Origin of the sequence: Stella humosa (assembly GCF_006738645.1) — a bacterium.
Classification (GTDB): Bacteria; Pseudomonadota; Alphaproteobacteria; order ATCC43930; family Allostellaceae; genus Allostella; species Allostella humosa.
In genome coordinates, this window is the sequence record NZ_AP019700.1 from 3,097,282 (window position 1) to 3,109,907 (window position 12,626).

General features: G+C 69.7%; 9 protein-coding genes. 5 read left to right on the forward strand and 4 right to left on the reverse strand.

Annotated elements, in window-relative coordinates; genetic code table 11:
• Positions 1-3: 3 nt before the first annotated feature.
• Positions 4-894: a LysR family transcriptional regulator gene (locus STVA_RS14570; RefSeq protein ID WP_123688635.1), complete on the forward strand. Its 891-nt coding sequence runs from the start codon at positions 4-6 to the stop codon at positions 892-894.
• Between the two features lie 78 nt (positions 895-972).
• On the opposite strand, the gene STVA_RS28370 is transcribed toward STVA_RS14570, so the two are convergent.
• Both STVA_RS28370 and STVA_RS14585 read right to left on the reverse strand, forming a co-directional pair.
• Entirely contained in the window at positions 973-4,146 is a 3,174-nt protein-coding gene (locus tag STVA_RS28370; protein WP_170221601.1) for a calcium-binding protein, read from the reverse strand.
• Positions 4,147-4,320: 174 nt separating this feature from the next.
• Positions 4,321-5,304 carry a LacI family DNA-binding transcriptional regulator gene (locus STVA_RS14585; protein WP_170216343.1) on the reverse strand — a complete coding sequence of 328 codons (984 nt, stop codon included), beginning with the start codon at positions 5,302-5,304 and terminating at the stop codon, positions 4,321-4,323.
• Positions 5,305-5,462: 158 nt separating this feature from the next.
• On the opposite strand from STVA_RS14585, the gene STVA_RS14590 reads away from it, so the two are divergent.
• From STVA_RS14590 to STVA_RS14605, 4 genes are read left to right on the forward strand one after another with little or no spacing between them, the layout of a single operon-like run.
• Positions 5,463-6,737, forward strand: coding sequence for a M20/M25/M40 family metallo-hydrolase (locus STVA_RS14590; protein ID WP_123688638.1), 1,275 nt, complete (start codon positions 5,463-5,465; stop codon positions 6,735-6,737).
• A gap of 26 nt (positions 6,738-6,763) precedes the next feature.
• On the forward strand, positions 6,764-8,353 hold the full coding sequence (locus STVA_RS14595; protein ID WP_123688639.1) for an ABC transporter substrate-binding protein: 1,590 nt from the start codon (positions 6,764-6,766) through the stop codon (positions 8,351-8,353).
• Entirely contained in the window at positions 8,350-9,684 is a 1,335-nt protein-coding gene (locus STVA_RS14600; RefSeq protein WP_170216344.1) for an NAD(P)/FAD-dependent oxidoreductase, read from the forward strand. The genes STVA_RS14595 and STVA_RS14600 overlap by 4 nt, the downstream gene beginning before the upstream one ends.
• Before the next feature lie 9 nt (positions 9,685-9,693).
• Positions 9,694-10,365, forward strand: a complete 672-nt coding sequence (locus STVA_RS14605) for a DUF1028 domain-containing protein (protein ID WP_123688641.1) — start codon at positions 9,694-9,696, stop codon at positions 10,363-10,365.
• A gap of 21 nt (positions 10,366-10,386) precedes the next feature.
• Here STVA_RS14605 and STVA_RS14610 read toward each other — a convergent pair whose 3' ends face one another.
• Positions 10,387-10,767, reverse strand: a complete 381-nt coding sequence (locus STVA_RS14610; RefSeq protein ID WP_142235772.1) for a hypothetical protein — start codon at positions 10,765-10,767, stop codon at positions 10,387-10,389.
• A gap of 185 nt (positions 10,768-10,952) precedes the next feature.
• Positions 10,953-12,560: a gamma-glutamyltransferase family protein gene (locus STVA_RS14615; RefSeq protein ID WP_123688643.1), complete on the reverse strand. Its 1,608-nt coding sequence runs from the start codon at positions 12,558-12,560 to the stop codon at positions 10,953-10,955.
• Positions 12,561-12,626: the final 66 nt, after the last annotated feature.

The window sequence follows — 12,626 nt, forward strand, 5'->3', positions numbered from 1 at the left end:
TCGATGGAAATGCATGAAATCCGCTATTTCCTGGCGATGTGCGAAGCGCTGAATTTCCGACGAGCGGCCGTACGCTGCAACATTTCCCAGCCGGCCCTGACCAAGGGAATACAGAAGCTCGAGGAGAAACTGGGCGGCCAGCTTTTCCGGCGCGAGCGCAACCTGACGCACCTGACCGATTTCGGCCGGCTGATCCGCCCCTACCTGGAGGAAATCCAGTCGCGCACGTCGGCCGCCCAGAGTGCCGCGCACGACTTCCTCTATCTGGACAAGGCCCCCCTGAACATCGGCATCATGGTGTCGATCGGACCCTTGCGATTCACGCGATTCCTGTCGGAGTTCCAGCGCGACAATCCCGGCATCGAGCTGTGGCTGCACGAAGGCACGCTCGAGGAACTGTCCGAGAAGCTGATGTCCGGGGCGATCGACCTGGCGATCATGGGGCTGCCGCAGCCGCTGGGCGGCCGCTTCGACGCGATGCACCTCTATGCGGAGCGCTACGTCGCCGTCTTCGCCCGCGGCCATCGCTACGAAGGCTCCAACCAGATCCCGTTCTCCGACCTGGTGACCGAGCCCTACATCGACCGCCTGTCGTGCGAGGCGCGCGCGCTCGTCCTGAAGCAGTGGGAGTTGCATGAGACCGAGCTGGTCTGCACCCATCGCAGCCATCGCGACGACTGGGTGCAGGGGCTGGTGCTGGCGGGCTTCGGCATGGCGGTGATGCCCGAGTTCTCGATTTCCGCCATGGGTCTCAAGAGCCGGGTGCTGGCGGAGCCCGAGCTGAGCCGCAACGTGTCCCTGGTATCGGTCGCCGGGCGCCGCTTCTCGCCCAGCACCGCCAAGTTCGTCAAGGATGTGAAAGGCTTCCGCTGGACACCCCCGCCCGGGCCCTGAAGCCACAGCAGCCCACGCATTGAGAGGGGGCCGGCGATCGCTCGCCGGCCCCCGGTCTTTTCGGTCGATCGGTCGGCCCTAGAAGAACAGGCCGCCCAGGACTTTCGAGATCGGGTCCGTCACCACGACCTGGATGGTGAGATCGACCTCCAGGATCGGCGCGTCGTGGTCGTCGTCATCCTGGCTGCCGCCACCGATGCTGCCCAGGATGTCCGACACGATGGGCAGGTCCAGATCGTCATCGTCATCGTCCGAAGACCCACCGCCCAGGATATCGCCGACGATCGGGAACTCGTCGAGATCGTCGAGGATGTTGCCGGCATCCTGGTCGTCATCGTCATCGTCGATCACGTCGCCCAGGGTGCCGCTGCCGCCGCCGCCGAGAAGGTCACCGACCAGGTCGTCGACGATGGGGAGCTGCTCGACCACGTCGCCGACCGGATCGCTGCCGAGCAGGTCGTCAACCACGCCGCCGGACCCGGTTACACCGAGGCCATCGGCATCGTCATCATCATCATCGCCGCCGCCGATGCCGCCCAGCAGGTCGTCGACGACCGGCAGGTTGTCGAGGACATCGCCCAGGGCACCGTCGTCGCCACCCCCGAGCAGGTCGCCGACCAGGCTGTCGACGATCGGGAGCTGCTCGACCAGATCACCGACCGGGTCGCTGCCCAGAAGGTCGTCGACCACACCGCCGACCTCCGTCACGCCGAGGCCCGTGCCGTTGCCGCCGCCGATGCCGCCCAGCAGGTCGTCGATGACCGGCAGGTTGTCGAGGACATCGCCCAGGGCACCATCGTCGCCACCGCCGAGCAGGTCGCCGACCAGGCTGTCGACGATCGGGAGCTGCTCGACCAGATCACCGACCGGGTCGCTGCCCAGAAGATCGTCGACCACACCGCCGACCTCCGTCACGCCGAGGCCCGTGCCGTTGCCGCCGCCGATGCCACCCAGCAGGTCGTCGATGACCGGCAGGTTGTCGAGGACGTCGCCCAAGGCACCGTCGTCGCCACCGCCGAGCAGGTCGCCGACCAGGCTGTCGACGATCGGGAGCTGCTCGACCAGATCACCGACCGGGTCGCTGCCGATCAGGTCATCGACCACGCCGCCGACTTCCGTCACGCCGAGGCCCGTGCCGTTGCCGCCGCCGATGCCACCCAGCAGGTCGTCGATGACCGGCAGGTTGTCGAGGACGTCGCCCAGGGCACCGTCGTCGCCACCGCCGAGCAGGTCGCCGACCAGGCTGTCGACGATCGGGAGCTGCTCGACCAGATCACCGACCGGGTCGCTGCCCAGAAGATCGTCGACCACACCGCCGACCTCCGTCACGCCGAGGCCCGTGCCGTTGCCGCCGCCGATGCCGCCCAGCAGGTCGTCGATGACCGGCAGGTTGTCGAGGACATCGCCCAGGGCACCGTCGTCGCCACCGCCGAGCAGGTCGCCGACCAGGCTGTCGACGATCGGGAGCTGCTCGACCAGATCACCGACCGGGTCGCTGCCGATCAGGTCGTCGACCACGCCGCCGACTTCCGTCACACCGAGGCGCGTGCCGTTGCCGCCGCCGATGCCGCCCAACAGGTCGTCGATGACCGGCAGGTTGTCGAGGACATCGCCCAGGGCACCGTCGTCGCCACCGCCGAGCAGGTCGCCGACCAGGCTGTCGACGATCGGGAGCTGCTCGACCAGGTCGCCGACCGGGTCGCTGCCCAGAAGATCGTCGACCACGCCGCCGATCTCCGTCACGCCGAGGCCGGTTCCGTTGCCGCCACCGATCCCACCCAGCAGGTCGTCGACGACCGGCAGGTTGTCAAAGGTGTCGCCCAACGTGCCTTCGTCGCCGCTGCCGAGAAGGGTATCGAGCAGGTCGCTGACGAGTGGCAAGTCTTCGACCAGCGGGCCGACCGGATCGCTGCCGATCAAGTCGTCCAAGACACCGCCCTGGTCGGTAACCCCAAGGCCCAGGTCGACGATTCCGTTGGGACCGATCAGGCTGTCGACCACACCGCCGACGGTGCCGCCGTTGCCGCCGCCGAGCAACTCGCCAACGATCGGGATGTCATCGACGATCGGCCCGAGGATGTCGTTGTCCAGGAGGTCGTCGACCAGGCCGCCCGGGCCAGTGACGCCCAGGCCGTTGCCATCACCATCGCCATCACCATCGCCATCGCCGTCGCCATCGCCGTCGCCATCGCCGTCGCCATCGCCGTCGCCGTCGCCGTCGCCGTCGCCGTCGCCATCGCCGTCGCCATCGCCATCGCCGTCACCATCGCCGTCACCATCGCCGTCACCATCGCCGTCGCCGTCGCCATCGCCGTCGCCATCACCATCGCCATCGCCGTCGCCGTCGCCGTCGCCGTCGCCATCGCCGTCGCCGTCGCCATCGCCGTCGCCATCGCCATCGCCGTCGCCATCGCCATCGCCATCGCCATCGCCGTCGCCATCGCCATCACCGTCGCCATCGCCGTCGCCGTCGCCATCGCCATCACCGTCACCGTCGCCATCGCCGTCGCCGTCGCCGTCGCCGTCGCCGTCGCCATCGCCATCGCCGTCGCCGTCGCCATCGCCGTCGCCGTCGCCGTCACCATCGCCGTCGCCATCGCCGTCGCCGTCACCATCGCCATCGCCATCGCCGTCGCCGTCGCCGTCACCATCGCCGTCACCATCGCCGTCGCCGTCGCCGTCACCATCGCCGTCGCCGTCACCATCGCCGTCGCCGTCACCATCGCCGTCGCCGTCACCATCGCCATCGCCGTCGCCGTCGCCGCCGGGGATCGGCAGGCCATCCTGGCTGCCGTCGCTGACGTCGTCGAAATCGGTCTGCAGGTTGGCGAGGCCGCGCAGGATGATCACCCGGCCATCGGCCAGGGTGAGGACCACGTCGTTGCCGACGATCTGCTTGCGGGCGAACGCATCGCGCAGCATGTCATCCGACACGTTGCCGTCCGCACCTTCGATGCGGAGCTGGTCGATGCCGTTCTTGAAGTCTTCGATGATGGTGACCGACTTCGGATCGCCGAAGGAGATCACGAAGGTGTTCAACCCGTCGCCGCCGCGGAGCGTGTCGCGATCCAGGCCACCGATGAGGATGTCGTCACCGGCGCCACCGTCGACATAGTCGTTGCCGCCGCCACCGCGCAGCGTGTCATTGCCGACGCCGCCGGCGATGATGTCGTCGCCCGCGAGGCCATTGATGAGGTCCGCCAGAGCAGAGCCGCTGAGGACGTCGGGTCCAGTCGTGCCGGTGAACTGCATGGTGATCTCCTTCGAACGATCGGGGCCGGGTCCGCCTTCGCTGGCTGCCATCGCGGCTGCCGGAGGGAGGCGTTCGGATTTCCTGTCTTCGGAGATAACACCGGGGCGTCTAAATCGCCGGCTGATAGGGATGATGGATTTGATAACCCGGGTTTATGGATAAACTCGGCCCGTTCAGCGTAGGCTTCCCCGCCGGACGATTTCGAAGCCGAGATCGATGACCGGGGCGGCGACCTTGCCACCCTCCTGGCGACGCAGGATCAGCTCCGCGGCGGCGACGCCGATACCCCGCCCGTTCGTCCTGACGGTGGTCAGGCCGGGCGGCACTTCGGCGGCGATCTCGTAGTCGCCGAAGCCCGCGACGCCGAGCCGGTCCGGCACCGGCCAGCCCCGCCGCGCGCACTCGAAGAGGACGCCGATCGCTTGCACGTCGGTGGCGCAGATCACCGCATCCAGGTCGGGCGCCCGGGCCAGCAGGGCATCCAGTCCGGAGCGGCCACCGGCATAGCCCTCGTCGGTCACGGATGCCACCAGGGTGGGGTCCAGCCCGGCCTGCCGCAGGGCCGCGACCACGCCCCGGCGCCGTTCCTGGAACCGGCGCACCTCCGGATGGGGGAAGTCGACATAGCCAATCCGGCGATAACCGCGTGCGACCACCATGCGCCCCAGGGCCAGTGCGGCGGCACGGTGCGAGAAGCCCACGGCCATGTCGATGAAGGGGCCGCGCAGCTCCCACGTCTCGACCACAGCTATCTGCGCCGCGCGCAGCATGGCTGCCATCTGCGGCACGTGCTGCGCGCCGGTCAGGACGATGCCATCCGGCCGCCGCCCGAGCAGGACGGCCACGGCGGCGGCCTCTTCCGCCGGGTCGTAGCCCGTCTCGCTCAGGAGGAGCTGGTAACCCTCCTGACGCAGGCGGTCGGACAAGCCCTTGATGGTGCCGACGAAGTTGGAGTTGGCCAGGCTCGGCACCAGCGCCGCCACCATGCGGCTGCGGCTGGAGGCCAGGTTGCCGGCGACCAGGTTTGGCACGTAGCCGAGTGCGGCCGCGGCCGCCTCGACCCGCTCGCGCACCGCGGCCGACACCAATGCCGGAGCCTTGAACGCACGGGACACCGTCATCGGCGAGACGCCGGCCCGGCGGGCCACGTCCGCCATTGTGACCCACCCGCTGGCTCGACGTCCGGAACTCATGGCGGCCTACTTAGCACGGCGGCACCGCAGCGGACGGGGAAATCCCATCCATATTCCCACTTGCCGTACCGCCCCCGTCCTGGTTGGATGTTAGCGATATCACCGCCGCCAGGGTAACGCATATGCCGGCCACCGCGAGCGACGATCCCAAGTCCCGCCTCCTCGCCTGGATCGAGGCCGACCAGGCCGCGATCGTGGCGTTCCTGAGCGGGTTCCTGCAGGCGAAATCGCCCAATCCGCCGGGCGACACGCGGGAGGCCTGCGCCCATGTCCTGGGCCTACTGGCGGCCGACGGGCTGCCCCACCGCACCGTTGCCGCCCGCCCCGATCTGCCCAACATCGTCGGGTCGTTCGACGGCGCCGCGGCCGGCCGTCACCTGGTCCTGAACGGCCACATGGACGTGTTCCCGGCGATCGAGGACCGGCCCGGCGAGCGCGGCCAGTGGAGCGGCGAGGTGACCGAGGACCGCGTCTATGGCCGGGGTGCCGCCGACATGAAGTGCGGCACGACCGCGTCCATCATGGCCTATCGCTACCTCCACCGGCTGCGCGGCGAACTGAAGGGCCGGCTGACGCTGACGGTCGTGTCGGACGAGGAGACGGGCGGCCGCTGGGGCACGAAGTACCTGATGGAGACCTGCCCCGACGAGGTGCTGGGCGACTGCTGCCTGAACGGCGAGCCGAGCGGGCTCGCCACGCTGCGCTTCGCCGAGAAGGGCACGCTGCGCCTGGTCTTCACCATCCGTACGACCGGCGGGCACGGCGCCTACCCCCACCTGAGCGGCAGTGCCAACAAGATCGCGGCCGCCATCGTGACCGAGCTGGAGGCGATCGGCGACCTCAAGGCCGACATGCCCGAAGGCATGGCCGAGGTGCTGGCCGCACCCGAGGTGCAGGCCGCCATCGACCGCAGCCTGGGCGACGGCGCCCGCCACATCGTCGCCAAGGCGACGGTCAATATCGGCGTCCTGCGCGGCGGGCTGAAGATCAACATGATGCCCGACGAGTGCATCGTGGAGGCCGACATCCGGGTGCCGCCCGGCATCCCGCGCGACCGCGTGCGGGCGCTGGTGCAGGAGATCCTGGCGCGCCATCCCGAGGCCACGATGGAAGAGCGCACCGACCACAGCTACGACGCCAGTTGGTGCGATCCGCATGGCGAGATGGCCGGCATCATCCAGGGCAACGTCCTGGCGCTGAAGGGATTCCGGCCCGAGCCGATCGTCAGCCTGGGCGGGTCGGACGGGCGCTACTGGCGCTGGCGCGGCATCCCCGCCTACCTCTACGGCCCCTCCCCCCGCACCATGGGGCGGCGCGACGAGCATGTGACGATCGACGAGCTGATGCACATCGTGCGCACCCACACGCTGTCGGCCTACGACTACCTCACCCGGTGACGGCAACCCCCGAAGGAGATGCTCCGATGACCCGTCGTCCCCTGCTGCTCGCCGCCGCCCTCGTGGCGACGACCGCCATCGTGCCCGCCATGGCGCAGACCCCGCGCGACGCGGTCAGCATCCTGGTGCGCAACGATTCCGTCGGCTTCGACCCGCACCGCGTCACCGGGCGCGGGGCGGCTGAGGTGCTGTTCATGCTGACCGACACGCTGGTGGCACTGGAGGACGATCAGAAGACCCTGCACCCGCTGCTGGCCAAGTCCTGGACCCTGTCGCCGGACGGGCTGACCTACACCTTCCAGCTTCGCGAGGACGTGCGCTTCTGCAACGGCAAGCCGCTGACCGCCGACGACGTGGTCTATTCGCTGACCCGGCTGACCGCGCCCGAGACCCGCTCGCCCGCCGCCTGGCGCGCCGGCAAGGTGAAGTCGATCACCGCCAAGGGGCCGCACACGGTCGAGTATGTGCTGGAACGGCCGTACAACGAGTTGCTGCTGCAACTGGCACAGAGCTTCGGCGCCATCATCGACAAGGACGACGTCGAGAAGCAGGGCCGCGACTTCGGCGTGAAGGGCCTGAACGGCACCGGCCCCTTCTGCTGGGCCGAATGGCGGCCGCGCAGCGAGTTCACGCTGACCCGGCACGAGGCCTATCGCTGGGGTCCCGCCTTCTACGAGAACGCCGGTCCGGCCCACGCCGCCCGCGTCGTCTGGAAGGTCATCCCGGAGGAGACCAGCATCGTGGCCGCCATGCAGACCGGCGCCGGCGACGTCACCTATGTCGCGCCCGAATGGGCGGTCGAGCAGCTTAAGAAGGACCCGCGGCTGACGCTCGCCATGCCGCGCGTGTCGAACTACAGCGCCTTCCTCGGCATGCGGACCAACAAGGAGATGACCGGCGACGCACGGGTGCGCCGGGCGATCGTCCATGCCATCGACCGCGAGGAGTTGAACAAGCGCTTCTGGTTCGGCCAGGCCAAGGCGTCCGAGACCTATGTCAGCCCGGGCACGCTCGACTGGAATGGCGACGTCAAGGCAACCTACGACGTCGATGCCGCCAACCGCCTGCTGGACGAGGCCGGCTGGGCCAAGGGCGCCGACGGCTTCCGCGCCAAGGACGGCAAGCGCCTGGCGCCCAAGCTGGTCGCGGCCGGCACACCCGGCTGGCGCACCCGGTCCGAGGCAATCCAGGGCTATCTGAAGCGGGTCGGGATCGACCTGCAGATCCTGCTGCCGGAGCCGGCGCTGGCGATGGCGCAGATCAACTCCTCGCCCGACTACGACATGTATGCCCTGTTCGCCCCCTACGGCACGTCCGGCGAGGCGCTGATGGTGTTCCATTCGCAAGGCATCCCCGCCCCCAACCGGGTGCATTGGAAGGATGCGGAGACGGATCGGCTGCTGGATGCGGGCCAGGTGGCGCTGACCGACGCCGACCGCGCGGCCGCCTATGCCAAGGTGCAACGCATCATTGCCGAGAACGCGCTGACGGTGCCGCTGGCCCACGAGCAGCTTTTCCTCTTCAGCAACAAGCAGCGGGTGACCGGGGTCAAGGTGCACGGCATCTACAATTCCGGCATCTACAAGGGCCTGGACATGAAGCTCGTCGCCAGGTGAGCGCCATCCTGGCGCCCGGCTTTCGCGCCGAGCCGTACTGGTGGGAGGCAGCCCCCCTCGACCGGGAGCCCTCGGCCGAGCCGCTGCCAGCCCGGGCGGACGTCGCCATCGTCGGCGCCGGCTATGCCGGCCTGTCGACAGCCATCGAGCTGGCCCGCGCCGGGCGGTCGGTGGTGGTGCTGGATGCCGGCCCGGCCGGCGGCGGTGCCAGCAGCCGCAGCGTCGGCATGATCGGCGGGCGCCTGCGCCAGGGCCATGCCGCGCTGGCCGCCGACATCGGCGAGACCGCCGCCCTAGACCTGATGCGCGAGACGGCGGGGGCCTATCGCTGGTTCCTGGACTTCGTCGGCCAGGAAGGGATCGACTGCGACCTGGCCCAGTCGGGCCGCATCGTCGGCGCCTGGACGCGGGCCGACCTCCACCGGCAGCAGCGGCTGGCGGCGTTCCTGGTGGATCGCCTGGGCATCCGCGCCCACGCGGTCGATCGCGGCGGACTGGCCGGCGAGATCTCGACCGACCTCTACCACGGCGCCCTGGTCCTGCCCGACGATGGCGGGCTGCATCCGGCCCGCCTCCATGCGGGGCTGCTGCGCCTGGCCCAGGCGGCGGGCGCCAGGGTCTTTCCCTTCACCGCCGTCGAAGCACTGAAGGAAGATGGCGACCGGGTCGCCGTCGCCACCGCGCGCGGGCGGCTGGTCGCGGGCGAGGCGGTGCTGGCGACCAACGCCTATACCGGCCCGGCCTTCGCCTGGCATCACCGCCGGGTGATCCCGGTCGGCAGCTACATGGCGGCCACCGCGCCGCTCGATCCCGCCCTGGTGCGCCGGCTGCTGCCGCGCGGGCGCCTCGTCAACGACACGCGGCGGCTCGCCTATGCCTTGCGCGCGTCACCGGACGGCACGCGCATCCTGCTGGGCGGGCGGGCATCGGCCCGCGACCATGCCAGCCCACCCGTCGTCGCCCGCAGCCTGCACCGTCTGGCGCGCACCGTCTTCCCGGAGCTGGCGTCCGCCCGGATCAGCCATGCCTGGGGCGGCATGGTGGGCTTCACGGTCGACCGCCTGCCCAACATCGGCACGCGCGGCCGCATCCATCATGTGCTGGGCTGCAACGGCTCCGGCGTGGTGCTGTCCACATATCTCGGCTGCCGGCTGGGCCGCCGCATCGCCGGCCTGGACGACGCCCCGACCGGATTTGCCCGCGATGGCCTGCCGACGCATCCGTTGTTCGCCGGCACCGCCTGGTTCATGTCGCCGCTATCGGCCTGGTACGGCGTGCGCGACCGGGTCGACCGCCTGACCGATCGTTTCCGTAGCCACCCTCGCGCCTAGGACGTCGCCATGACCTTTTCCATCGCCGCCCGCTGCCCGGCCACCGGCAGCTTCGGAATCGCCATCGCCACCTCCAGCATCGCGGTCGGCAACCGCTGCCCCTGGGCGCGGGCTGGTGTCGGCGCCGTCACCACCCAGCATCGCTCCGACATCCGGCTGGGGCCGATCGGGCTCGACCTGATGGGCCAGGGGCTGTCGGCCGGCGAGACGGTGCGGGCACTGGTCGCCGCCAGCGAGTTCCCGGACCAGCGCCAGGTGGCGGCCGTCGACCGCGACGGCAATGCCGCCTTCTTTTGCGGCCCGAAGATCCCGTCACTCAACAGCGGCCATGTCGGCCGCGGCTGCGTCTCGACCGGCAACGTCATCGCCAACCTGGACGTGCCCAAGGCGATCGTCGCCGGCTACGAAGCCAGCCAGGGGATGCCGTTCGCCGAGCGGCTGCTGGCCGGGGTGGATGCGGGCCTGGCGGCGGGCGGCGAGACGCAGCCGATCATGTCGGCCGCCCTGCTGATCGTCGACCGCCAGCCCTGGCCGCTTGTCGACCTGCGCGTCGACTTCCAGGAACAGCCGCTTGCCGTCCTGCGCGGCCTGTGGAAGGCCTACGAGCCGCAGGTCGAGCACTTCATCGTCCAGGTGCTGCGCCCGAACGAGGTAAAGCCGCGGGCGAAGCCGGCCGCATAGGCCGGCAGCGCCTGGGCAAGGCTACTGGAAGGCTTCCCCGCCGCAGGAATAGAGCTGGTAGGGGTCCTGCCGGTTCTCGTTGTTCACCTCGCCCCGGATGCTGAGATTGACGCGCGTCGCGTTGGCCGGGATTTCGAAGGGCGAGGTGACGCGGATGCATTCGCGCCAGTTGGCGGCATCCTGCGAGCGCTTCACCTTCACTTTTCCGAAGGCGCTGACGCCCGACATCATGAATCCGACCCCGCCCTTGAGCGAGCCGTGCAGCGTGGTGATCGTGCCGTTGCTGTCCTCGATCTGGATGTCGATGCCATCCAGCGGCCCGGAGCCGCTGGGGCTGACGGCCAGGACATAGGCCGCCGAAGCCGTCGCCGGCACGGCTGCGATCGCAACCGCCACCAGCATTCCCGTCAGTTTCCTGAACATTGCGCACGCCCCCCGTCATGCTGCGACGGTTCGATCATAACGCCAGCTTCTGGCCCGGGGCGAGGCCCATCCTCAGGCCGTCTTATGGCGACGTCCTGATCTCTGCTGGCTCACCCAGTTAACGGCCGCCACGGCGGACGGTTTCCCGTCCGCCGTGGCGTGGGTCACGGACAGATGGCATAGCCGTCGCGGCGGGGGTCGGCGCCGCCGGTCATGACGCCCTGGTCGGGGTCGATGGCGATGCCCTGCATGCCGCCGCAGGCCAGGGCATAGGAATCCAGCATCGTCAGCTGGTGGCCGCGGCCGCGCAGGCCGACCAGCACTTCCTCGTTGATCCGCGATTCCAGGTGGACCGCCGCGCCATCGAGCAGACGGGCACGGGGGGCCGCGATCGCCTCCTGGATCGGCAGGCCGAAATCGACGTGCTGGACCATGGCCTGGCTCTGCGTCTGGCAGATGCCGTAGCTGCCGGGCGTGCCCAGTGCCAGCACCGGCTTGCCGTCGGCGCGCAGGCCGATGGAGGGGGCGGTCGGCAGGGCCAGCGGGCCGCCCGGCTTCATGAAGTTGCCGCCGCGCGGGTCGAGCTCGCCCCAATAGAGGAAGTTGTTCATGCAGACGCCACGGCCGGGGATCACCACGCCCGAGCCGAACTTGGCGCCCAGGCTCATGGTGATGCAGACGACGTTGCCCTCGGCATCGGCGACCGAGAACGAGGTCGTGTGGTCGCGGTCGACGCCGGGCACTTCCGGCTGCGGCTCGATCCACTGCTCCGTCGGGCCGGTCACGGCGCGCGGGTCGCGGATGCGTTGGCGCAGGCGGTCGACATTGGCGTCGCCCAGGATCTCCGCCAGGGCTTCGGGCGACGGGTTGTTCTTGTAGATGCGCTCGCCGGCCGCCAGGCGGATGGCGCGGAAGACGATGTCCAGATGCTCCAGCCCGTTGCGCTCCAACTTCCCCAGGTCGAAGCCCTCGAGGATGCGGAGCGTCAGCAGGTACTGGAAGCCCTCGCAGGGCGGCGGCAGGGTGTTGATGGCGATGCCGCGATAGGCGACGGAGAGCGGCTCCAGCCAGAGCGGCTTCACCGCCTCCAGGTCGGCCATGCTGAGCACGCCGCCCAGGGACTGGAGGTGGCCCACCATCTCGCGGCCGAGCGCGCCGCCATAGAGATGGCCAGGCCCTTCGGCCGCGATCGCCTCGTAGGTGCGCGCCAGGTCCGGCTGCTTCAGGACCGAGCCGTAGGGCAGCTTGCCGGTGCCGCCGGTGTAGTTCTTCGACCAGCCCTCGAAGATCCCGGGAAAGGTCGCCAGTTCGGGGATCACCTGGCCGATATTGTCGGCATTGTTCTCGGAGACCGGAATGCCCTCGCGCGCCAGTTCGATCGCCGGGGCAAAGATGTCGGCCAACGGCTTGCTGCCATAGGTCTTCACCAGTTCGCACCAGCCGGCGAGGTTGCCGGGGGCGCCGCTGGCCATGGGGCCGCGCGCCACGTCCTTGCGCTTCACCTTTGTCGCGTCGAACTTGGCCGGCACGGGGGTGATGAAATCCAGCGTGCGCACCCGCTTCTCGCGCGCGACGTAGCAGGTGGCCATGCCCATGCCGGCCAGGCCCGACATGTAGGGCTCGGCCACGTTGAGGGCGGCCGCGGTGGCCGCGATGGCGTCGAAGGCGTTGCCGCCCGCCCGCAGCAGGCGGGCGCCCGCCATCGAGGCATGCGGATTGGCCGAGGCCACCATGCCCTTGACCGAACTGATCGTCGGACGTCTGCCGAACATCGGTTGCGTCTCCCCTCGCCGGATTGGTTCGCTTGGAAGTTTAGCCGCGCCGGAGAACCCGGCCGG